A 23,191-nucleotide genomic window follows, 5' to 3' on the forward strand; every position below is an offset into this window, starting at 1 on the left:
CCACCTCAGAGGCTCGAGGGAGAGCAGGCATCGAGAATAAACCCCGCATGCATCCATTTGCTCGATTCGGTCACAAAACTGACCAAACGATCCCCAGGGCGCAAGGGGGTCTCCTTCAAATATTCGTCCAACGCAATGACCACCGCCGGGGCCCCTGGATATCCCCGATGGGCCAACTTGGTGTAGAACTGAAGGTCTGGAAAATCAAAATCGCGCCGCAACCCGTTGACCAGCAGATCCATCATGTGCTTTGTGGGAATGTTGGCAAAAAAGCACGTGATGTCTCGCACATCCAGTCCCGTTTTCGCCCGCATGGTGTCGAAACCTTGTTTGAAAAGCTTGGGTGCCAGCTCCGACACCGTTTTGATGTCCTGCTCCAGGTGGTGGATCCCTTGGGCATAAACTTCCCTGAGGTTGCTGTGCAAAGCTCCTGCCATCATGCGCATGCTGGGAGGAATACCCAACCCCACAGACTCAAGATAAGTTTCCGTCACTCGAAGCGCCAGCCGAGGTCCCGGTTCACGGGAAATCACCCACGCCCCCGCGCCGTCACTCAAAAACCACCGTAAAATCACCTGTTCCAAGGTGACCGCTTCGGGGTTGAAATAATCCGCATTCAAAAAGGCCGAAGAGAGCTGGGACGTCACAATCAGGGCATTCGGGTAGCGCCCGACGCGCACCAAATCACAGGCCACCTGCAGGGCCTTGTAAATGGCCGTACAGTTGGAATGAATGGAAAGCTCCGCACAGTAAGGAATCCCCAAGGCTTCCTGGACCAACACACTGCTCGGGGGACACATGACGTCATAGAGAATCCCCGCATAGACGATCAGCGCGACCTCTTGAGGTTCCAGACCTGCCTGAGCCAAGGCCACGCGCGCCGATTTCTCGCACATGCTCACATTGGTGTCCGTCAACGTCTTCGTCTGCGGATCATAGGCGTAATGGCAATATTCCACCCCAAGCATATCCCGGAGGAGGGAACGGAGCCGATGGAGCCTTTTTTCCAATTTTTTTGGAACATTTTCCAAATGACCCAAAACATCTTCGATCTTGTCGAAAGGCACCGGATCACCGGGAGAATAGGAACCCACCCCGATAAGATAGGCCGAATCCTGGAACATCTTCTCCTCCTCGTGTCGCATTAGAGCTTGAGGTCCGAGCGCGCGATGGACGGCCGACTGAGAATGTGCAGCCCCGCATCCACAGGGAGCACACAGCCCGTGAGGGGAGCCGCCAGATTCGACGCCAAAAAGACGGCCGCCGCCCCTACCTCTTCCGCCGTGATGTTGCGAAGCATAGGGGCATGCTCTTGAGCCATCCGCAAACCGAGTTCAAAATTCTGCACGGCCAGAGCGGAAATGGTCCGCACCGGTCCCGGCGAAAGGGCGTTGACCCGAATGTTTTCGGGTCCCAAGTCATAGGCCAGATAACGCACACTGCATTCCAAAGCGGCTTTCGCCACTCCCATGATGTTGTAGCCGGGGACCACTTCCTGGGACCCCGCGTAGGTGAGGGTGATCACGCTGCCGTGCCCCGAGGCTTTCAGGAGCGTTCGAGCCTCACGGACACAGGCCACGAGACTGTAAGCACTGATCTCCAGAGCTTCGTTCCATGCCGCCCGGGGCGTCTTGATGAATTCTCCACCCAGGAAATTCAAATCCGCGTACGCCACGGAATGGACCAGAATATCGAGAGTGCCCTCAAAGTGCCGACCCACATCCTGAAAAAGGCGCACCACATCTTCATCGCGACGAAGATCGCACACAAGCACCGGGCCGCAATTCCACGACGTCGCTAATTTCTCCACCTTTCGCCGGCTGCTCTCAAGGCAACTCAAAGCCACTTGCGCCCCGTGCTCTCGAAATGCGCGGGCGATGGCCCACGCCAGACTCATCTTGTTGGCTACCCCGAGAACCAAGGCCTTCCGGCCCGCAAGGAGTTCCATGGCGCCTTCCTTTATCGTTTTAGAAGAAGAACTCGATTCCCGTCCAAAAGCTGTAGTCCCCAAGCCGCCGAAATTCCGTGCGGTTGGCGTCTGCACCCGATCGAAGGCCTCCCCAGTCCGACCCCACCGTCTGCGTTCCCAAAAGAAACCACCGGAAGCGATCCCCAAGATCCCCTTCAACGATGGGATTGAGGCGCATGGACCCATCGTCCATATTGACCACCGTCCGGAAGACGAGATCACACAGCCCCCCGAGGTCCCGGTGTTGGTACTGAACCAGCAGGTAATGCCGACGCAAGAGCCTGAGCCCAGGATCCACCATACGGGCAAGGACCCCAGCCGCCGCTGCACCCAGCGCCGTGGGTTGCCCAAAGGCGGCGGCCGCCTCGTCGGCGAGGGTGAAAAAGCCTTCGGCTTCATGATCTGTGTAGCCCGGACCGTGATAAAGATACTCAGCGACAAGGGTCGGCCCGGCCTCAAGGGTATAAGAGGCCCCGACGAGAGCCACCGGCATCAGTCGATGGGAGTCCTTTTGCGACGCAGTCAGGCTCCATCCGAAGGGGGCCGAAGGATCCTGCTCCGGGTAGAGTCCCCAACCGCCCAACGTCACATCCACTTCCCCATAAAGAAGCACGGCGTCGCTGGCCGTGACCCCCGCGTAGCCCCCTCCGTGCGCCCGCCGATCTTCTCTTTTGGATGCTATCACGCTCACATACTTTCGGTAACCCGTCCAGTCCACCTTGACGGCATACGTCCTTTCAAAATCGCGTATCCCCTCCTGGCGGCCTTCATCCGTATTGGCCATAAGGGTAACCGTCCATGAGGGGGACGGGAACCAGGAGACTTGGAAAAAATCCGCGCCGTCGACTTCGTCCTTGGGATTTGCCTTCCCGTTGTCTCGAAAGAATGGATTGGTGGGCGAAAGAAAATAAGCCGGGCCCCACTGGAGGTTTTCCCGCCCGTAAGACACGACCCATGTGGGGCTCGGGTGAACCCGCAGCCACCATTCGTTGACAAAGGCCTCCTCATCCCCATCCCACGACGATGGATTCCGCCCCTCGTCCCAATAGGCTTTTTCGAAGTGCCACCGTGGCTTGACGGCCGCTTCCACGGGCCCCCACCGGGAAAAGAAATCCGGTCGGAGTTCCACGGCACCCACATAGCGGGGCACATTGAGAATGAGGTTGCCCGGGTTTTGAGGTTCCGTGCGGGCCCGTTGTGCGGTTCCATAGCCGATAATGGATCCCTGAACGTCGATGCGGTCCTGCAGCCACCTCCATCCCTCCCGAAAGGCGGAGGGCACGGAGCGCGCCTCCTCCGCGGACGCCGCCGCGGGGGATACCGCGTGGAAAAGAAACCACGCCAGGACAGCGACGGCCACACGCGGCCCCCTCCTATGATGATTCCCTTGTCCACCGCCTATGAAGGTCTTCTCCACGTCTCCCCGCCTCAGCGACTCATCAAGGTATTGACGTTGAACACCGAGGCCGGAATGCTCTCCAGACGCGGAGCACCAAAGTGCAATGTGGTCACGTTCTGCGAGGTCAAAGTTTCCACGATGTGCATCGATGAAATGAAGGGCTGCGCTGAGCCGTCGGGATTTTCCAGCTTGTGCGTGTATTCAAACTCCGCTTCTTTGAATTTCTTTTCCGAGAGGGTGTAATACTCCGCCCGCAGACCCACGAGCCTCTCGCGACTGACCCAATACTTGATGCGGTCGTAGGTCACCTTTTTGTGGACCGCCTTGAGATCGAAGACGTAGCACGGTTCCCCGTGCACCATATCTTCCGAAACGCCGATCACTTCATAGTCTTCCGCATAGTTTGTGGCCGCAATGTCGCCGTAAGACGCCCCCCCGACGAGCTTCTGCCGAGGCGAAACAGGCACGGGCTTGCTCAAACCGGGCTTGGCGAACCACATGTTGTGGTTGACCATCATCAGCTTGTGCCCGCGCACTTTCGGGGGATCCGACATAACCGCCAAGAAGTCGTAACCTCGAGCCTGAACCTCCAGATGCCGCTCTTCCCGCTCCCTTTCTTCTTTGGACTCGATGGAAAGGGGCCAGATGACACCTTCCAGATTCCCCCTCGCTCGATCCGCTTGACGTAAAATCTCTTGGTGGGACAAGGCCCACGACGGCGTCCATCCGCTCCAAAGAAGAAAAACCCCCGTAAGCAACCCCACCATGCCAAGGACGCAAGCCCGTTCTTTCCATGGTCTGGGAAATCTACACATAGCCTAAAGCCTCCACCACATTTTGTCGGGCGGCACGACGGGCGGGCAGTAATGACGCCACGAGACACAACCCCACCATGAGCAGCCAACTCAGCAGAAGGTATTCGGGGATGATCAAAATCTTCAACGGAATTGCACGGACCATGGTCGGCGGCGTCCACATGGGCTGGGCGAGTTTGACGTAAAGCCACCCGCCGGCAGTCAGGACCGCCCCCGCAAGGGTTCCTAAGATCCCCAAGAGCAGACTCTCCAGCCCAAAAAGCCGCATCACCCCCCGTCTTTTGAGCCCCAGGGCCCTGAGGGTGGCGATTTCTCGGGTGCGTTCGAAGACGGCCATACTCATGGTGTTGACCACGCTCATGATCACGATGAAAAAAACGATGAAAAAAACAAACAAGAAGATCGTATTAAACATGTTCCGGGTCCGAGTGTACTCCGGACTGAGCTCGATCCAGGTCTTGATCTCCACCGGCAGCCTTTTGTCCCGAAAAGCGTCAAGAAGCCCTTGTTTGACGGTCTGCGTCCACCGCTCATCTTCCAGCAACACCACCACACGATCGGCTCCCGCCGTGTCCAAAAGGCTGCGGGCCAGCCCCAGAGGGGCAAGAAGGACTTTGTCCTCCAAAGCACTGGCTCCCACGTCGATAAACTGCACCGCCGTCACATCCAAGGCGTTGACCAGTCCGTCCACGGTGTTGGCCAAAACAACGGCCATCCCGTCAAGGTGCACATCCACCAGGCGCGCCAACCCCCGAGACAAGGCCACACCCTCGGGCTGCGCGTCACTCAAGGGACGTCCGTCAAATTCCTGCACACGAGTCAAGTACCGGCGTTTCCAAAACTCATCCAAAGCTGCCGCTTCGATGCCCCGGCCGATAAAAATGGTCGAAACCTTTCCGTTGGAAATCAGGCCCGTAAAGCCCAGTTGAGGGGTCGCCATCACGATGTGGGGCGTGCTTTTCCAGACGGTTTCCATGAGGGCCAGTTCTTCGGGAGTCAACAAATAGGCCGTGGGATCCAACTGCCCCTTGTCCAAGAAACCGGCCTTGAAAACCGTCAGGTGGCCGCGCATGGTGCCATATATGGCACCCTCCCGAAGCCCCTCGTACATATACGCCGTAAACCCCCCAAAGAGGTTGACCGCCGCATACCCAAAGGCGATGGCCGTCATGGTCAAAAGGGAACGCCTTCTGTTTTTGGCGAGATTTCTCGCGGCTATTTTCAACCAGGCGGCCACGTCAGATCCCTTGATCTTGAATACGGCCGTCGGCCAGTCGAATGCGACGGTCCACAATGTCTAAGAGGCGTTGATCATGGGTCGAAAAGACAAAAGTCACTCCCTCCTCACGATTGAGGCGGCGCATGAGATCCACAATGGCCAAGGCGTTTTCCGAATCGAGGTTGGCTGTCGGCTCATCGGCAATGATCAACTGGGGCTGAGTGACCAAGGCCCGGGCGATGGCCACGCGCTGTTGCTGCCCGCCGGAGAGTTTATCCGGCCTATGATGCACAAAGGTTTCGAGACCCAACTGCCGGAGACGCTCTTTGGCCCTTCGGGACGCTTCCCCGGACGCCACACCGCGGATCTGGAGGGGAAGCATCACGTTTTCCAAAGCCGAAAGCACAGGGATGAGATTGAAATGCTGGAAAATGAAACCTAAGCGGGCATTGCGCATTTCGCACTTGGCATCGTCGCTCAATCGGGCCGTTTCGACCCCGTCAAGCCGATATACCCCACGGCTCGGCTCGTCAATGAGCCCCAGGATGTTCAACAGAGTCGTCTTTCCCGATCCCGAAGGTCCCCAAATCGCCACGAATTCCCCTGACTCAAGGGTCAAGTCGATACCTCGAAGGGCAGGGACCGTCATTTCTCCAAAAACGTATTCCTTGCTGACATCGATCACTTCAATGAGCGCCATGGACCATTCCGTTCAGGCTATGGGCCCATGGGCTGCCACGAGCACCAATGAGCAATTATGGCCGCCAAACCCGAAGGCATTCACCATGGCGGAACGCATGGTGCACCCCTTCAGTGCCTCGTTCGGGACGTAGTTCAGATCGCAATCCGGATCGGGACACTCATAATTGATTGTGGGGGGAACACAGCCGCTCTCCAGGGCCAAGGCCGCCACAGACACAGCTATGGCCCCCGAAGCGCCCACCGTGTGGCCGGTCATGGCCTTTATGGCGGGAACCATCAAACGGTACGCATGATCCCCAAAGACCGTCTTGATGGCTTGAGTTTCATAGTAATCGTTGATGATAGTCGCCGTCCCGTTGGCACACACGAGGTCGACGGCTTCCCGGGTGAGCCCTGCATCTTCCAACGCTTTTTCCATGGCCCGGGCCATCGCCTGACCATGAGGCGCCGGCATAAAGATGTTGTAGGCCTCGGACATGGTGCCATATCCCGCCACTCGGGCATACCACCGAGCCCCCCGCTGCCGGGCATGCTCCTCGGATTCCAAAATCACGCAGCATCCCCCGTCGGCAAGAAAAAATCCCGTTCGTCTCAAATCAAACGGACGCATCGCCTTTGGGTGGTTTTCCCGTGTGAGCACCTGCAAGAAATTGCCGCGAAGTATGGAGTTTTCCGTCAACAGCGTGTCCACGCCTCCCGCGATCACCACCTCCGCCGCGCCGGATCGGATCAAGTCCACCCCATTGGCGATGGCATAAGCCCCGGAAGCACACGCCGCCGATACCGTATAGCTTGGCCCGCGCAGCTGCATCTTCAGAGTGACCCAGGCAGGAATCGCATTGATCATCTCTCGAATAATCTTGAATTTTTCGGCTCCAGGCTCCGGCGCATCCTGGGGGCTGCGAATGCTGGAACCGCTCGTGCCCATCACCACCGCGCATCGATCCGAGTTGATCTCCTCCAGAACAATTCCGCTGTCCTGCAGAGCTTCTTCCGCCGCTTTCATGATGATCCGGCTGGTCCGAACGGTTTGCTTGAACACCCTCTTGGGAATGTTTTCCCGTTCCCACCGAGCAAATTCCTCGGGCAATTCCCCCCCATACTGGGTGAGGCAATGCGAGGGATCGAATTTCGTGATCCGCCGTATCCCTGAATGCCCTCGAAGCATGGCCTGCCACGTTTCCGGAGCCGACATCCCCAGGGGCGTGACCATGCCGAGACCCGTGATCACCACACCACGCCGCGGCATCTGACGTGTGTCCATTTACGAAGCCATTTCAGCGTCTAAGTCGGCAGCCACCAACGCTTCTCCTTTTTCGATCACCTCACACAACGCGTCGACGGCCTGTCCGATATTCGTGATGGCCTTGCGGAGCATGTATTGCCCAATCGTTCTCACTTCCACCTGGATACCGTATTTTTCTCGAAGCTCCTCCACGATTTCCAAAAAGATCACAGAATCCCCGCCAAGGTCATTCACCACGTCCGTTTCTTCGGTAATTTGCTCGATATCCACCTCAAGTTCGTCGGCCAGGAATTGGCGGATATCTTCGAAAATCCTTTGACGTTCTTCAGGGCTGACCACACGTCCCATAGACTCACTCTCCCTCATTTCCTAGAGAAACGACTTCACCCTCTCCACCAGCGAGCTTGTGGAGGGGCGCATCACCTGCTGGTCCACGCTCACGCCCAGCCTGGCTTCTCGCGGCCGGCGAAGAGCCGTGGCGGGCCCACGGAGAGGTAAGGATCCCGTGGAGTCCACACCACAGAACAGATCCACAATGGGGGTATTATGCAGAAATAGCCTTTCATTTGTGCATGGAACGCGGGCGCCCGCACAACAAAACGCCCTCCTCCCGTGCCTTGAACGCTCAGGCTCGTCAAATCCACAGCCAAACCCATCCCAAGGGCTTTCGCCGCCGCTTCTTTGCAGGCCCACAGGACGGTCCAGCGCCACAAGCCGCCGAGGGGCACGCCCAGATGATCACCGGTCCCAGAAAACGCCTTGCGTAAACGGGCCAACTTTGGGGTCACCATCTGCAGATCGATCCCCACAAGCCCGTCTCGACCCACACTCACGGCGGCCGCTCCCAAACCGCCGCTGTGAGACAAGCTGCAGGGAAAGACCTCCGTCTCGCCCCAGCGAACCACCCGCAATCGGGGAAGACCGAAACGATTCTTGACCACATACGCGTCATCGGGACACTGGGCTTTGAGCATCTTGCATGCCAGATACTTCAGAGCCCGCCTGGCGGCCAGCCATTCCCCGGCCCTTTTGGCACTGACAATTCCTTCCAGTTCCTGAATTTCTCTGGGATGCAACCCCCGCTGGAAATCAGGACAACGAAAAGAGCTTGGCGCGGGTGCCACGGCGATTCCCAAGCTCTTCCAGATTATAGAGTGCCCAGGGGAGACGTTGAGGCTAGAGAGGTTTCGGGCAGAAGTCTCAAGAACGCTTCGCTCGCCAACGCCATCAACTGGCGCTCCTTTTGCCCTCGTGCCTGCACAAAAAGCTTCAGGGCTTCTTGAATCGCCCGGTGCGGGACTGAAAGGATCGTCCGGACCCACAGGATGGTCCTTTCCTCAAATTCTTTGCGGGGAAAAACACGATTGACGAGACGAAGCTCTAAGGCTTTCGATGCGGGAATCAAGTCCCCGAGCAAAACCATTTCCAAAGCCGCCGCCTCTCCAACGATCCGTGTCAACCTCTGAATCCCACCGAGACCGGGGACAAGTCCAAGGTTCAATTCCGGAAGGCCAAGCCGAGCTCTCTCCGAGGCGACTCGCAAATGGCAGGAAAGGGCTAATTCCAGACCGCCGCCGAAACACGCGCCGTCTATAGCCGCCACGACAGGCTTTGTCAATTGGGAAAGCGCCTGAAAAATCTCGTTGCCGTAGTGCAGCAAGGCCGATTGCTGCGCCACATCCGCCCCACGCAATTCCTCTGGATCGGCACCTTTGGAAAAGTTTCTCCCCACGCCCTTGATCACCACCGCCCGCACCGGATCGGCAGCCATGATCTTGAGGCAGGTCGCGAGATCCTCAAACATCGCCCGCTTCAAACGATTGTCCGGAGGATCATTGAGCGCCACCGTGAGGATGCCGTTGTCGTCCAAAGTGAGAACAAGAGCTCGGGTCGCGGGCAGTTCCATAGTCCCAGCTCCACACAACTAGAGAATGGTCATCGCGTGATCAAGACCTTGCCCGATGGTCCACCACCGCTCAGCCAGGACCTTTTCGGGCCGACGCCCTTGAGGATTTGCCAAAAGTGGAGCCCACTGCAGGAAGCAATCACCTTCCTCGAGCCGACCCCAGGTTCACATCGAACCCATGAAGCCCTCTCGCGGGTGGGTGACGTCGCTCCCGAGACGGGGTCTGGAAACTGCCGGCACTTCATGCGCCAGAGTCTGAATAGCGTTCGAAAACGAGAGCACAATTGTGCCCCCCGAATCCGAAAGAATTGCTCAAGGCCGCCTCCAGGCCGGACACCTTGCGGGCTTCATTGGGCACATAGTCAAGATCGCATTCAGGATCGGGCACCTCATGGTTGATTGTCGGTGTGAGAATCTGCCGATGAAGCGTCATGGCACACACACCCGCTTCAATGGCCCCGGCCGCTCCGATGGAATGGCCGATCATCGATTTCTGTGAGCTCACGGCCAGTCGCCAGGCCTGTTTTCCAAACACCTTCTTGATGGCTCGGGTTTCCGCCAAATCGTTGTGATAGGTGGATGTGCCATGGGCGCTGATATAACCGATTTTTTCCTTGGGCACCCCGGAGCGAGCCAGGGCCGCCTCCATGACCCGGGCCATGGCCCCGCCCGTCATGTCCGGAGCCACGATATTGTACGCTTCCGAATTGGCCGCATACCCGGAAATGAGCGCATAGATCCTCGCCCCCCGAGCCTTGGCCGTGGAAACAGGCTCCAAGAAAAGAGCACCCGCTCCTTCGGAGAGGACAAAACCGTTGCGCAGCTTATCAAAGGGCCGACTCGCCTTTTCCGGTTCGTCGTTGCTTTCCGACAGCGCCATCAGCGCATTGAAACCCCGGATGCTCTCTTCATACACAAGGGTGTCCACGCCGACCACAAGGCAGGCGTGTCCCCGGCTTCTCACATACTCAAAGCCGTGCCCCACAGCATGCGCCCCGGACGCACAGGCGGTGGCCACATTGTAAGACGGCCCCTTAAACCCGAACTCTATGGTGACGCAGGCCGACAGCGCATTGAGCATTCCATGGGAGACGATGGGCACCTTTCGGCGCTTGGGCCGATCCCCTTCCTGGGCATACTGGATTTCATCCCCATAGGTCGACCCCCCACAGCCGGTAATCACGGCCACGTTCTCCCCATCCATGCTCTTGGGGTCGACCCCCGCATCCGCTAGAGCCTCACGGGCCGCAAGAATGGTCACTCGAGACGAGAGGGTACTCTGCCGCAACGCCTTTTTCGGAAATGCCTCCTGTTCCCGCTGGTAGTATTCGGGAGGCAGTTCGCCGGCAATCCGTGTGGCACACCCTGAGGCGTCGAACCGCCGAATGGTGTGGATTCCCGAGTGTCCTTGCACGAGACGCCGCCAACAGGTTTCTCTGTCGGCTCCCAGGCAACAAATGAGCCCGATCCCTGTGATGGCCACCGCATGGTGGTGCTGATTGAAGCCCTCTCCGGCCATGAAGATCACCTCTTGGATCAATGCGCCCGCGTGCGCAGCGGCTCGACGACGCCTTTCATGAAAAGACCGATGGGGAAAGACAGGGCAATAAGTATGCCCAAATGGATCATGAACAGCATGACCAGCGGGGCGCGCCTGCGTTGACCTTGACGTCCCGCCCAGCGGATCAGTCGCGCCCAACGGCGGAACATCGCCTGCCCCACCCGTTCTTGGCGGACCAAATCCGGATCCTGCGGCGCGGGGTTAAGAGGCTCCAGTACAGAATTTCCTTCGAGGATCCGGCCGTCGAGCAAGCCGTCCAAGATGGCCTTGCCATAGCGTTCCGTGGCGACGATCTTGTCCATCGGCACCCCGGCATCGGGAAAACGCCAAAATCCTTCCTTCTTTCCCGTCCACAGCCACCGCAAGGTGCTCACAAGGCTTCCGAGGGCCGACCCCGCATGCACCACGGTGACGTGATCCACCAAGACCCCCCCTCGCCGCTGGACCCACGCGGCCACGAGCTCTTGGGCGCTCACCCATTTATCCCGGGCGTTCACCACCGTGATGACCGGGACCCCGCGCATGACATCGGCCGCATCGGATTTTAAAAAACCGGAAACGGGTAAGGACGGAGACAAAAACCAGACTTGATAAAAGAGTAGAATTAAATCCGGTCTGCCGATACTTGAAAAATCCAGAGGTTTCAAGGGCGGGGGCTCCATGAGCACGGCCTCAGGCAGCGTATCGAAGAACCGATAGATCGGCCACGGAAACGGGTACGGTTTTTCAGGCTCCAAAGCCGTGTACTGCACCTCGATTTGTGGGGACTGGGCCAAAGGTTTGGTCAGGCACCTGGCGATATTTTCCAGTTGTCCGCTCTGGGAGTAATAGAGAACCAAGACCTTAAATTTCTTTTCCCTCCCGGGGCCGAACCCCTCGCCCATGCGTCCCCTCCTCGAGTCCCCTTGAGTGCCATCCCCAAAACTCGCATCAACGGCCTACTCAACGGTCGCCGGGATGGAAAAACTCATCAGCTCGGTGTGTGCTCTTCTGAAGTCAGCCGCCACCATGCCCACGTCAGGAACCAGGTACCAGGTCCGCCTTCCTTCGAAGGTTAAGGGCTTGGACATTCTTTCCCCAAAGGACAGTGTCATCAACACATCCTGCTCGATTTTGTACGCGTTGGGGAATGTTCCGGCGGGCACCTCGATCTGGGTGGTGCCGGCGAAGTGGGACATCACCTCCATGCGCAAGGAAATATTGAAATTTTTTTCGTTTTTGGTGGTGAGCACCCCCGTAAAGTCGATGACAAAGGGCCAGCTGGCTCCCGAGGTGATTGTTTCCATGGGTGGAAGGATGACCCCCGCGGTCTCTTTAAACTGCAAGCTGAGCAGCGATCCGCCGGGAAGCGGGACCGCGAACCCTTTGAGTTCCACCAACCGAATCCCTTCCGCGGCGGTGCAATACAAAGGCACAGGCAAAGGCGCTGCCCCCAAAATATCCAGTGCAAGATTGAGAATGGCGTTGGTCGTGGTGCCTCGGGTCAACACCGTCTGTACGGTCACCCCGTAGCCCTGCTCCTCTTCCGTCCACTCCCCCTCGTAAAACCATTGGGCTCCCACAACAATAGGCAACAACGGATGATGGCAATAATTCTCACTCCGCCCCGTCGACGCCCACCCAAGCCACACAATCGCCGCGACGCCGATTGCCAAAAAACGCCTGTTCATGTTCCACCTCCACGATTCCTCTCTTCGGGGGCCTGGTGCCGTGGCTCCTTGGGTTGAATTTGACCACATTTGGTTGTTTCGACCCAACTTCAAGTGAGCCAGCGGCGCCACACCCATTGGATGACCCAGCCGATCGTCGGCGGAAACACGGCGCTCAAGGCAAATCGGCACACGGAGAACTTCCACCCCAGTAGAGGAACCTCTAAAATGACAAAACGATGGGCTCCCAAGAGAGCCCATGCCGACAAATAAGCCGCCAAAGGACCGACGGCCACCCCTTGCTTATGCAAAACGGCGACAATGGGAAACTGGACGAACGGTCCCCCGGGAGTCACCACACCGGCCAGGGTGGCGATGCCGATGCCTCGCCACCCCGAACCTTGACCCAACCATTGGACCAACGTGTCGTGAGGAACCAGCCGAGTCATGAGCGCAGCCAAGCAAAACGACAACAACATCATCGGAGCCACAGAGGCGAATCCCATCAGGCCGTCCCGCAACGCTTGCCAGGGAAAAGCAGATTGCTTCCAACTCACCCATCCGATCAGTCCCAACGTGAGGGCCAGCAACACAGCTCCGGCAACACCCGCTGCTGTCATGGTTTTCACTTTCCGCCCGGGCAAGGTCAACAAAACCTCATCATTTTTCTATTGTGGTTTCGCTTGCCACCGAGACTTGGCACGCTGCGTGACCCGCTCTTTGCCCGCAACGAACCGCTCTTGCTCCTCCGGCGTCAACGAGTTCCAGAATTCCTCGGCCGTCTGATGAGCCTGTTGTTGCCTCTGCTTAGCCACATCGCGCATGTGCGCCTGTTGCTCAGGCGTCAGAGAATCCCAACGGATGCGCGCTTTCTCATGAGCCTGCACGCCCTTCTGCTTGAGTTCCGATTGGCTCAAGCCCGGACGAAGCATCCGTCGGGCTTCGCTGGGGCCGGCGCCGACCAGGCACACCAAGGCCACAAACACGGTCACCACAATCCCTAACGTTTTTTTCACGGTGTCCCCCTTTTTTGCTTTCCAAGTGGCATCGGCCGCCTCAATTCCTCGGGTGGGATTCATAGCTCTCCGGGACTGTCCCTTATTGAGGCTTTTTCCGCCACCGGTCTCGAGCTCTTTCCGTGACCCATTCCTTGCCTTCCATGAGTCGTTGCTGTTCCTCTGCGCTCAAGGAATTCCAGTACTCTTGGGCGGTCATGTTGGCTTGGGCGGCTCGCTGCTTGCCCTTTTCAGCGACGTAGGCTTGTTCTTCCGGCGTGAGGGATTCCCATCGTGTTTTCGCCTTCTGTTGAGCCTCATGTCCCTTATCTTTGATTTCCGACTGGGTCAGTCCAGGTCTTTTCCCCATGGCCTGAGCTTCGAGGCCACCAGCGGCCACCAAGGTCCACACTGCGGCCGCCATGACGATTACGGCCCAAATCCCGATACGTCTGTTCATCTTTTGCTCCTTTTCAGGATTCGCGATACTTCCCAGGTCAGTCTTGAGGTCCAATGAAGAGCCTGTTACGGGCTTAGCCGAATCAGCTCCCACCCCCCTTCCGGAATGTAGTCGTTGGGGTTTGTGGCCAAGTTGCTGGTGTTTCCGGTACCGATGTAAAGAGCATCCTCGGCGATCATGTTTCTTACGGCCGCGTTGAGATAATTTCCCATTCCATTCAAACTTTCGGGGACACCGGGAGCATCGGCGGTTTCAAAACGCCACAGATTGGCTCCCCACAGGCCTCGGGTCGGTTCCTGGGGTCTCGGGAAGTCAGGGAAGGAAAAAAATCCGGTTGCCATCCTCTGACCATTTTCCGCCGTGCCCACATAGAGCTTGTTTTGAAAAACGGCCATGGAATATGTCTGCAGTTGGAACCAATTGCAGAATCCTCCCAGGCCGTGGAGCGGATCCTTGGACATCCGGTTGGGAACGATCACCCATCGGCCTTGGTTTGTTTCCGCATCATATTGAAAGGCAGGCAACCGACTGAATCCATAGACGACGTCGATTTCCGGAGTGGAAGTTTCCAGTTTCCTGCCCCGAAAAAGGCTCGTTGGGCGCCATGTGCCGTAGATGGCTGCCACGTCCTCATCCGCGGAGGGATACCCTGGCATGAGCTTGGCGAAGAGTGTTCGATGAAGCCCCCACGCCTGCTCCACTTCCATTTCTGTGCCCCACCAGAGATACCCGTCAAAGAAAGCTAAATCCCCGATCGCCGTGGCCACGGCGGTCACAAAATCCGGATCGTAACGGCTTGCACTCCAAACCACTTGCCAGTTGTCCGCATCCTCGGCCCTCAGGTGGTCCGAAAACTCAGGGCTGAGCCATAATTCTCCTCCTCGAAGGACCTGTTGGGTATCCCGAGGCCGTGTGCCGACGGCCAGCCTTTTTCCATCATAGACGGCGATGTTCGCGGGAGCTTGGCTTAGCCGCCCCACTTCCTCGAAATGCCACAGGGTCGACAGATCCCCTTTTTTCACGGCCGCGGCATCGCCCGTCCATCGTAGGATCCGTCCTCCCCCTTCCACCCACGCCGTGCCGTAGAGGTGCCCATTGTGATTGAGCCATTTGCGGGTGTTCTTGTAACGGACGCCGTCCGGCCCGTACATTTCCTTCCAGCCTAAGAATTCCTCCGTCTGTGAGTTGTAGGCCAGCAAGACGAGGGAGGCATTGTCCGATGCTGTTCCCGCCAGGGCGGCGAGAAACACAATTCCATCCTTTGCCCCCGCTCCCCGGACCCCCTGAAGAAGAGGCAACCCTCCCATGGATCCGGGCTCCAGATAAGCCACACGCCGCGAAGTCCCTGTGTTCGTATTATACACATAGACCGACGGGGGGCGCCAGTCCCCCAGGTAATTGGGCAAAGGAGGCACCCACGCACTCTGGCCGAATTCACACACGGCATAGGGGGTCAAGACCGGGGAGATCTGGCCGGAAAAACCCATCGTCGTGCATAAAGGGTTTTCTCTCGTCCCAATCCACAGCTTCTCCTCCCATTTTGTCAAAGCCCAGACCTGCCCCCCGTTGCGTTTCCATTGCCCGCCTTCACAAGATTCGGCCAAATACCTGTTCAGCGGGCTGCCGATATAGTAAAAACACTCGTCAATGGGCGCTTTAAGGAGCAAGGTTTGGTTTAGGGTCGGTGCCTCGACATTCCGGCAGTGATAATATTGCGTGGACCAGAAGGCATAGAGTTCAAGTGGGGTGGAAATGCTCTGTTGCGCCAAAACCGGACTCGAGAGGATCCAAAGAACAACGGTGGCCAGGCCCACCCGCCAAAGTCTTTTTTGATCGCACATGCTTGACCCCCTCCCTCACCTGTGGGAAAGATCCCCACCCGATAAATCCTTGGCCAGCCCCTCCAAGGAAAAACCAAAATCCTCAAGCTTCAGGTTGGAGTGCACCGGTCGATAATGCCATTGCCTCTCATGCTGCTCTTCAATCCTCCGACGCATGGACTCGCTCACGGGTAGTTCCGCGAACTCTAAAATCCTCCATATTGTTCGTCGAAAATCCTTTCGAATATCTTCGTACGGCACCTGGAGAATGTCATGGACGTCGAAAAATCCTTCGTGTCTCAACTGATTGATATATCGATAATAATGAACATCGTACATATAACGTTTTCTAAGATATTCTCTAACTTTCTTGCCGGGAATTCTCTTTAAGTCCCATAAATAGTCCAAAACTTTGAAATCCAAAGTCAAGTGTGAGGGGATCGTTTCTTCAGGAGGTCTGTCCACGTAGATGATGCGTGCGTCCGGAAAGGTTCCTATAAGGGTTTTGATTCCCATACCCATGTAGTTCATGTTCGCGACAATGCGATGTTTTTTCTTCCAATAAATATGCCTTTGAAAACATCCCTTCAAGTAGGCCATCCATTCGTGTCTCAACCGGGCGTCCTGACGATCTCTAAAAACGACGTCGTCCCACGGTTCCTCGGAAAAACCCAAAGGCGTGTACACGTACACGAACTGTGTACTTAAGTACTTAAACCACAAAAGCTCTTCTTCTTCGACGGAGTCCAGCCTTTGTTCGTGTCCGGCTTCGGCAGGCACGAGGACGTTCCGCTTGGAACGCATGGCCGCCTGGAACAGCCGGCCGAACAGTTTTCGTGCCGTCAGGGCGCTGAGAATCATTTCCCACGATTGAAAGCACGCAAACTCCCCCGTGGAATTGATAAACCGATGGAGCATTGTGGTGCCGGAGCGGGGGTGACCGATAATGAACACCGGTTTCACGACGGGTTGTTTCACGCAGTCGGGGTAAATCCACGGGTCCAAAGCGAAAAACAGGGTGTCCAGGCAAAAGGCCGTAGGTTTTCCCCAGAGAATTCGGAAGAAAACGTCGCTCAAGCCAAAGGTTTCCCAGGTCGCCCTAAGCAGCCGGACATACTGGCGCCTCCAGAACCGCCGCATCGCCGGCCCTGGCACCCCATCGCTGTTGACGAAAAGTGTCGGCTTCATCCTCCACCGTGTGTCGATTCTATTCTGTGTGTCCATGCCGTGAGTTCACGTCGTAACCGAACCTCTCGAAAACAAAATCAAGATCCTGCACAATTCGCGCAGGGGAAATCTCCATGTCCTCCAAGGAGTACACATGCTGACTCACATAGGCTTGAGCCTTTTGTTCCTCTTCAGCGAGGATCTGATCAAAACTCGCAGAAATCTCTATATTCAACCACCTATACAGATCCTGGACGACACGGGCTGGTTTTCGCACTAAATCCTCATAACGGACAAACCGGTAGGAATCCTTCGGCTGATCATCCAACACCCTGATGGGATATTCATAAAAAGCCCGCACGATTTCGTAGACTCCTTCAAGGTAAGGGTACGCCCCGTGCTCCACTCCGGCCATCCGGCGCCACAGAGCATGGGCCATATTGATGGTTGACGGCACCACTTCGAGAGGGTGGCGAACCAAATAGATGATTCGACAATTGGGGAACGTCCGCAAAAGTCCTCGCACTTTGAGGGAAGAGGCCGGATTTTTCGAAAGGAGACGCTTGCGTCCCCCCGTAAAGAAAGCCTGGCGCCGCAACATCTGCTCATAAAATTCAAGGATGCGCTTTTTCTCGTCCTCCGGTAATGCCACGTCGAATTTGTGGTATCTCTTGATTTCTTCAAAAGGGAACAACCACGCCAGACCGTGAAAAGAACAGTGGTGGAAGAGCAGCTTGTCATCCTCCTCGGGGTAAAACAAACCGATGCGATGAATTTTATTGAATTCCCCAAAAAATTCTGTTTCCTTTTGACGCAGTTTTCTCTCGAGGGCGCCCTTGGTGAAATGGTTCAGCCGAGCCAACCCGAGCAAAAATTTTTTCTGGCTGATGGCGGGAAAGAGAAGCTCCCAGGTGTGGAACGTGAAGAAATGCTCCGTGTCCTTGGCCATGATGCGATGGAGCAGTGTTGTCCCGCTGCGCGGATTGCCGATGATAAAGACCGGCTGCTCGAGAGACGTCCGCTTCCAGCCTGGATACAAGACATCATCGAGAAAAAAACATAGATGATTGAACACCTCATAGATGGGATAAAGGCTGAAAAAAGCCATTTGTGCGAGCGCGCGGCGAGGTGTCCTGGGTAAACCCGTTTCCTCCCATCGCGTCAGGACAAGGTAAATCAGCCGAAAAAAGTTGCGCGAGTTAAACGACATGTGGACCCTTCATGGTGCGCGGCCGCCGACGGCCTTCTGTGGTTGAGAAATCCCGTTTTCTTCCCCCCCGACAACGGAGAACCCGAATCGTTCAAAAATCTCCTTAAGCTCTGAAATAATCCGCTCAGGAGGAATCGACAGGGCCTGGAGCGAGTAGTCGTGCTCGCTCTTGTACCCCCGCGCCTTGCGCTCCTCCTCCTCCAGGATTTGCCGAAAATTTTCTGACAGGGTCAGGCCGAGAGCCTCGTAAATGCGCCCGATTTGTGCCTTAGGATGAGACACCAAGTCATCGTACTTCACGAGAACGTAAGACCCCTCCGGCGCCTCTTCAAAGCATCTGAGCGGGTAAAGATAGTAGTGTTTCAACGTTTCATAAATCTGTTCCTGCAGGGGAAAACCGGGGGCGATACGGATGGTCGCCCGCCACATGGCATGAGCCATGTTCACCATCGAAGGGACCACTTCCAGAGGGTTCCTCACAGGATAGATAAACCGGCAACCCGGAAAAAATTCCATGAGACTTTTGATCTTTGGCGGGCACACAGGGTTTTTCGATAGAAGCCGTCCCCGAGTCTTCTTGTAGAACGCTTGTCTGCGGATACAGTCCGCATAGAAACCGAGAATCCTCCGCTTATTGCGGTGATCGACTCTTTGGTCAAAGTACGCATAATCGATGGTCAATTCCTGGAAAGGGAAAAACCACAAAAGGTCGAGGGAAGAAAAAATGTGCAGCGTCAACTTGTCGTCCTCTTCCGGAGCAAACAGGCTCAAATGATGCATTTTGTTGAAGTCTTTAAAAACTCGAGACTCAATGAAAACAACGAGTTTTCCCAAGGGGCTCCCCAGCCGCCGGTCCAGGGCACCGAGAGCCGCCAAGGCTTTTTTCTGAACAATGGCGGGGAAAAAAATTTCCCAGGCTCTGAAGTAGAAAAATTGATCCGTGTCCCGTGCCATCACACGGTGGATAAAAGTGGTCCCGCTGCGTGGATTGCCGACAATAAAAACAGGAGGCTTTAGCTCCACTTTTCTCCATTCTCTGTAAAAAATATCGTCCAGAATGAAACACAATCGATTGAACAACTGAAATAGTGGATACCCTATAAAAAAAGACAGTAGAAACAAAACTCTCTTGAAATCGAACGGCGCTGGAAATTCATTGCGCTTCTTGACAGATACATACAACGTCTTAAAGAATCGACCAAAATCAAAATAAATCATCGCTCGCGCCTCATCCGCAGGGGGTCATCGGGAAATGGGCATCCGACGTTCCTGTTCTTTTCGCAGCAACCAATCGACCCAACGGTCGGGAAGGAACCGGGTCAAGAGCCCGAGGTACGCATCCAACCCCACGAAGTACCTCGTTTTGGGGCGGGGGGCTTCCATCGCTTTGACAAGAACGCGGGCCACTTTTTCCGGCCGAACGGCATACTTGACCAACTGGTGCATGTACCCATTCATGGCCGCCAAGGGCTTCTCGTACAACACTTGTCCTTCCGCAGGCATGCGGCGGGCTCGTTCTTCGGCGCTCGCAAATGCCTTGTCCCATATGGGCGTTTTGACGGATCCGATTTCAAAAAGGATAACCGGGATATTCCACCAAGAAAGCTCCCGGCGCAAGGCGTCCGTCAATGAGGCCAGGGCGGCTTTCGAGGACGCGTAAGGTCCGGAAAAAGGCAAGGAGACCCGCCCCGCCATGGATCCGACATTGATGATCCGCCCCCTCGAACGGCGCAACAGTGGCAAGAACGCTTGGGTCACTGCGAGGTGCCCGAGGACGTTGACTTCATATTGAAGCCGAAGATCTTCCACGGGCAGGAATTCCAAGGGTCCCCCGATCCCAATCCCTGCGTTGTTGATCAGGCCTCTGAGCCGCCCGCTCTCCCCGATGGCCTTGGACACCAAAGAGGCAGCATTGGCCACATCGTCCTTTTTCACGATATCGAGTATCACAGGGGTCACCCCTCGGGGCCATCTCGTTCGAAGCCTCTCCGCGTCGCCTTCTTTGCGAACCCCGGCAAAAACATGAAATCCTGCCTTGGTGAAGGCGCCCACGGCAGCTTCACCGATACCCGATCCCGCTCCCGTGATCAGCACCGCTCCCTTGGGCCTACCCTCCCCGTCTCTCATTCCGTGCCAACCTCCCCCACACGTGTTGTCCACCTCCATTGACCGGACGGCTACGAAGCGCCAGAACCCCGTTTCACCTCTGAAAGACAGCTGTTCGATGGATCCCGTTGGTTCACACGTCTTTCACAACCCGACCCAAATCCAGGGAAACGCGGTGCAACGTGGCTAGCAGGATATATGCCAGTGACCGGACAGTCGATTCCACAGCCCCTTCAGGGCCTGATCACCATACTGAGATCGCCCGAATCCATAAAGCCTAAAAATGAGACCCCAGCATTTCATGGGGGAATGCATCTCAGCTTCCTGGACGGTTCGTCAGGTGCAGCCTTTTGATCACGGCACAAAAGCCATGGGGCTCGATGTTCCTAGGCGTTTCGGTCATGCCGTGGCCTCCAAGGTCGTCGAGAAAAGAACCATCGTGCTGAGGTTCGAGATCTGTTTGTGGATCCCGAGCACCCTCGGCGTTGCCGTATGGACTTTATCGGCGTGGGCGCGCGTTGAGCGCCCCTGACCTGAATCTCCAGGTTTCCCGGACTCCCCCGTGGTTCACTTCCGAACTCCATCGCCTCGGATTCAAGAAATCCCCGGAACCTCAAGGTCTGTGGTTCGTCTCCGTTCCTTTTCAACAGCGCCTGGAGGTGGAGGACAGGCAAAAATTCATGATGTCAAGAGCCGATTCCGATCTTTCATGAGGGGGGGTGTGAGGCACAGCTTTGCCATCCTACGCCGTATCCCAAGTTCGGCCGTAGGGCTAGGCTCTCCGAGGGCGAGCCCGAAAATCTCCTGTTGCCCCCCAGGAAGGGTTCTGAGATACTTGGGACATTCAATACAACCCAAAGGGGCCGTCACGGCGCCGGAACCGATGTCCGCCGCTCGGCCGTTATTCCCGCTCATCCCCCAAAGGTCGACAATGCGCACACACGCCCAGTCGATTTGGAAATCAAGGAGCTTTTCGTGAAATACCGGTATCGCCTGAAATGGACGGCCTGGTTGGCGGCCGTGGGGGCCGCCGCCTTCGTCTCGCCCGCCCTGGCAATGAACTTGGGCCTCATCACCGGCCCGCCGACGGGCACAGGTTACCAATGTGGTCTGGACCTCCAGGAATTGATGAAGTCCCAAGGCGTGGACGTGGCGGTTCACCCGTCCGCAGGGTCCGTGGAAAACATCTACGCCGTCTATCAGAGGGCCGGTGTCCATCTGGGCATTGTCCAATCCGATGTCCTGGCTCTTGTGGCCAAGGTGCGCACGAATCCTGCACTGAGACGCATCGCCCAAAAGATCAAGGTCGTCTACCCTCTTTATGATGAGGAAATCCACCTGCTGGGGAAAGACACCCTCCAAAGCTTGGAGGACCTTCAGGGGAAACGGGTCGCCATCGACGCAGAAGGGAGCGGTACGGCGCTCACGGCCAAACTTCTCTGCGAAATGACGCAGATAAAACCAGCCCAGCTCGTTTCTATGAGTCCGGAAGACGCCTTACAGGGCATCAAGGCGGGCGCATTGGATGCCATGTTCCTTGTCGCCGGCGCGCCGGTGAAGCTCTTTCAGGACAATGTGAAGGCCGAAGACCATCTGCGGCTCATCCCTATTGTCCATAAGCATGTCTTCGAATTCTATCCCCAAGCCGTCATCCCTGCCGGAACCTATCCATGGCAAAAGGCCGCCGTGACCACAGCCGCCGTCAAGGCCGTCCTCATCACTTACGATTACCGGCTGGGGCAATGCCTTGAGATCGGCCGGTTCGCGCGAATCGTCGAGGAACATCAGCAGTGGCTCAGAACCCATGGCCATCCCAAATGGAAAACTGTGGATTTCTCCCTTTCCCTTCCCGGTTGGGAGAAATCTTCCTGCCTCCCCAAGACCTTTGGGAGCATCAGCCCTCGAGACGTCCCGGACACCAAGGAAGTCAATCCCGTTTTGGAGGTCATCAGAGACCTTTTTTAACTTTTGGAGGAATGACGATGCACAAGAAAATGGGCATCCTGGCAATGGCATGGTTCCTGACTGTCATTTCCACGCTTCCGGTCTTTGGTGTTGGAGGCACCGCCGACGAGGCCTTGCGGCTCACCCTTCCCTATGTCACTGTAGGAACGGACCACTATCGAGCTCGTTTTGATTTTGTGACGCTGCCTCAAGATCCTGCCGGGATTTACTGGAAACTGAACTGGGCCGGGCTGACTCCCATGTCGGGTCCTCAAGGCGGTGTTCTGGATTCCTCCTGGAACATTTTGAACGCCGTGGTCTTGTATCAAGGCGTCCCCTACGACATCGACCTGGCGTATACTCTTATCCCTGAAGACCCCTCCGGGGCCTACTGGAAGTTGGCTCGGGTTCGAACGCTCCCTGTCCGTATTGAAAGCGTAAACGGTGGCGGTCTGAGCTGCCTCAACATCGAGACCTTGGATCCGGCCGGCATTCAACAAATGGTCCAGTGTATGCAGAATTGCGGGACAGACCCGGACTGCATGCTCAGATGTCTGCCCTCGGATTTCGGATTAACCTTCTATCTCGCGGTCACCTTTCTCAATGAATCGCCGGAGACCGCAGAATTCCGCATTCCTCCGGGAATGGTTTTTTCCCCGATGAGTGGTGACCTTCAGCCCATGATGGTGCTTCACACACTCCCGTATGAGCTTCCACCGGGACAGTCTACATTCTGTGTACCGACTTATTGCCTTGCGGCGGATCGCTCGGCGCCTTCTGAAAGTGACCCCTACATTGCGGGGGGGATTACAGGCCTTCAGTGTCTCTACGACATCGTGGAATTGACCTACGGGAAGACCCTCAACGGGCTGGCGCAATCCCGAATCCAAGAAATCATTTGGGATTGTGTGGAAACGGGCACCCTCTCCGAGGAAAACCGGGCGTATCTCAACGGGCTTCCGTAGCCTGAGGGCACGCCCGAGGGACGCTTGGACCCCCCTCCGGGGGGTCTCCGTCCCGCAA

Annotated in this window: 24 protein-coding genes; 3 read left to right on the forward strand and 21 right to left on the reverse strand. The window is 56.6% G+C overall.

Annotated elements, in window-relative coordinates:
- Positions 1–5 precede the first annotated feature (5 nt).
- The 21 genes from ACZ5K9_RS05175 to ACZ5K9_RS05275 all read right to left on the reverse strand — a co-directional run bounded on the left by ACZ5K9_RS05175 (position 6) and on the right by ACZ5K9_RS05275 (position 20,245).
- Positions 6–1,124 carry a hypothetical protein gene (locus tag ACZ5K9_RS05175; protein WP_464273356.1) on the reverse strand — a complete coding sequence of 373 codons (1,119 nt, stop codon included), beginning with the start codon at positions 1,122–1,124 and terminating at the stop codon, positions 6–8.
- Positions 1,125–1,144: 20 nt separating this feature from the next.
- Positions 1,145–1,948 (reverse strand): enoyl-ACP reductase FabI, encoded by an 804-nt coding sequence (locus ACZ5K9_RS05180; RefSeq protein WP_464273357.1) that lies wholly within the window; start codon positions 1,946–1,948, stop codon positions 1,145–1,147.
- Between the two features lie 19 nt (positions 1,949–1,967).
- Positions 1,968–3,329, reverse strand: a complete 1,362-nt coding sequence (locus ACZ5K9_RS05185) for a hypothetical protein (RefSeq protein WP_464273358.1) — start codon at positions 3,327–3,329, stop codon at positions 1,968–1,970.
- Positions 3,330–3,397: 68 nt separating this feature from the next.
- Complete coding sequence (locus ACZ5K9_RS05190; RefSeq protein ID WP_464273359.1) at positions 3,398–4,183, reverse strand: outer membrane lipoprotein-sorting protein; 786 nt, start codon at positions 4,181–4,183, stop codon at positions 3,398–3,400.
- Positions 4,176–5,420: an ABC transporter permease gene (locus ACZ5K9_RS05195; RefSeq protein WP_464273360.1), complete on the reverse strand. Its 1,245-nt coding sequence runs from the start codon at positions 5,418–5,420 to the stop codon at positions 4,176–4,178. The genes ACZ5K9_RS05190 and ACZ5K9_RS05195 overlap by 8 nt, the downstream gene beginning before the upstream one ends.
- 1 nt (position 5,421) lies before the next feature.
- Positions 5,422–6,102, reverse strand: coding sequence for an ABC transporter ATP-binding protein (locus ACZ5K9_RS05200; protein WP_464273361.1), 681 nt, complete (start codon positions 6,100–6,102; stop codon positions 5,422–5,424).
- 12 nt (positions 6,103–6,114) lie between these two features.
- On the reverse strand, positions 6,115–7,368 hold the full coding sequence (locus ACZ5K9_RS05205; protein ID WP_464273362.1) for a beta-ketoacyl-[acyl-carrier-protein] synthase family protein: 1,254 nt from the start codon (positions 7,366–7,368) through the stop codon (positions 6,115–6,117).
- Positions 7,369–7,698, reverse strand: coding sequence for an acyl carrier protein (locus ACZ5K9_RS05210; RefSeq protein WP_464273363.1), 330 nt, complete (start codon positions 7,696–7,698; stop codon positions 7,369–7,371).
- Positions 7,699–7,787: 89 nt separating this feature from the next.
- Complete coding sequence (locus ACZ5K9_RS05215) at positions 7,788–8,474, reverse strand: 4'-phosphopantetheinyl transferase family protein (RefSeq protein ID WP_464273364.1); 687 nt, start codon at positions 8,472–8,474, stop codon at positions 7,788–7,790.
- A gap of 23 nt (positions 8,475–8,497) precedes the next feature.
- Complete coding sequence (locus ACZ5K9_RS05220) at positions 8,498–9,256, reverse strand: enoyl-CoA hydratase/isomerase family protein (RefSeq protein ID WP_464273365.1); 759 nt, start codon at positions 9,254–9,256, stop codon at positions 8,498–8,500.
- A gap of 241 nt (positions 9,257–9,497) precedes the next feature.
- Positions 9,498–10,775 carry a beta-ketoacyl-[acyl-carrier-protein] synthase family protein gene (locus tag ACZ5K9_RS05225; protein WP_464273366.1) on the reverse strand — a complete coding sequence of 426 codons (1,278 nt, stop codon included), beginning with the start codon at positions 10,773–10,775 and terminating at the stop codon, positions 9,498–9,500.
- A 17-nt stretch (positions 10,776–10,792) separates the two neighbouring features.
- Complete coding sequence (locus ACZ5K9_RS05230; protein ID WP_464273367.1) at positions 10,793–11,701, reverse strand: dialkylrecorsinol condensing enzyme; 909 nt, start codon at positions 11,699–11,701, stop codon at positions 10,793–10,795.
- Between the two features lie 54 nt (positions 11,702–11,755).
- Positions 11,756–12,487 (reverse strand): hypothetical protein, encoded by a 732-nt coding sequence (locus tag ACZ5K9_RS05235; RefSeq protein WP_464273368.1) that lies wholly within the window; start codon positions 12,485–12,487, stop codon positions 11,756–11,758.
- Between the two features lie 89 nt (positions 12,488–12,576).
- Positions 12,577–13,086: a permease gene (locus ACZ5K9_RS05240; protein WP_464273369.1), complete on the reverse strand. Its 510-nt coding sequence runs from the start codon at positions 13,084–13,086 to the stop codon at positions 12,577–12,579.
- 48 nt (positions 13,087–13,134) lie between these two features.
- Positions 13,135–13,482, reverse strand: coding sequence for a hypothetical protein (locus ACZ5K9_RS05245; RefSeq protein ID WP_464273370.1), 348 nt, complete (start codon positions 13,480–13,482; stop codon positions 13,135–13,137).
- Between the two features lie 82 nt (positions 13,483–13,564).
- Entirely contained in the window at positions 13,565–13,921 is a 357-nt protein-coding gene (locus ACZ5K9_RS05250) for a hypothetical protein (protein ID WP_464273371.1), read from the reverse strand.
- 65 nt (positions 13,922–13,986) lie between these two features.
- A complete protein-coding gene (locus tag ACZ5K9_RS05255) occupies positions 13,987–15,762 on the reverse strand; it encodes a hypothetical protein (RefSeq protein WP_464273372.1) in 1,776 nt (591 codons plus the stop codon).
- 15 nt (positions 15,763–15,777) lie between these two features.
- On the reverse strand, positions 15,778–16,929 hold the full coding sequence (locus ACZ5K9_RS05260) for a sulfotransferase (RefSeq protein WP_464273373.1): 1,152 nt from the start codon (positions 16,927–16,929) through the stop codon (positions 15,778–15,780).
- Between the two features lie 19 nt (positions 16,930–16,948).
- On the reverse strand, positions 16,949–18,118 hold the full coding sequence (locus tag ACZ5K9_RS05265; RefSeq protein ID WP_464273374.1) for a sulfotransferase family protein: 1,170 nt from the start codon (positions 18,116–18,118) through the stop codon (positions 16,949–16,951).
- 9 nt (positions 18,119–18,127) lie between these two features.
- Positions 18,128–19,336: a sulfotransferase family protein gene (locus ACZ5K9_RS05270; RefSeq protein ID WP_464273375.1), complete on the reverse strand. Its 1,209-nt coding sequence runs from the start codon at positions 19,334–19,336 to the stop codon at positions 18,128–18,130.
- A gap of 24 nt (positions 19,337–19,360) precedes the next feature.
- Positions 19,361–20,245, reverse strand: a complete 885-nt coding sequence (locus ACZ5K9_RS05275; protein WP_464273376.1) for an SDR family oxidoreductase — start codon at positions 20,243–20,245, stop codon at positions 19,361–19,363.
- A gap of 280 nt (positions 20,246–20,525) precedes the next feature.
- Here ACZ5K9_RS05275 and ACZ5K9_RS05280 point away from each other — a divergent pair, with 280 nt between their 5' ends.
- The 3 genes from ACZ5K9_RS05280 to ACZ5K9_RS05290 all read left to right on the forward strand — a co-directional run bounded on the left by ACZ5K9_RS05280 (position 20,526) and on the right by ACZ5K9_RS05290 (position 23,133).
- The gene (locus ACZ5K9_RS05280) at positions 20,526–20,756 is read left to right on the forward strand and encodes a hypothetical protein (RefSeq protein ID WP_464273377.1); all 231 of its coding nucleotides are present in this window, start codon (positions 20,526–20,528) and stop codon (positions 20,754–20,756) included.
- Positions 20,757–21,199: 443 nt separating this feature from the next.
- Positions 21,200–22,189 carry a TAXI family TRAP transporter solute-binding subunit gene (locus tag ACZ5K9_RS05285; RefSeq protein ID WP_464273378.1) on the forward strand — a complete coding sequence of 330 codons (990 nt, stop codon included), beginning with the start codon at positions 21,200–21,202 and terminating at the stop codon, positions 22,187–22,189.
- 17 nt (positions 22,190–22,206) lie between these two features.
- Positions 22,207–23,133 (forward strand): hypothetical protein, encoded by a 927-nt coding sequence (locus ACZ5K9_RS05290; RefSeq protein WP_464273379.1) that lies wholly within the window; start codon positions 22,207–22,209, stop codon positions 23,131–23,133.
- The last annotated feature ends 58 nt before the right edge of the window (positions 23,134–23,191 follow it).

It is taken from the genome of Desulfosoma profundi (assembly GCF_055387865.1).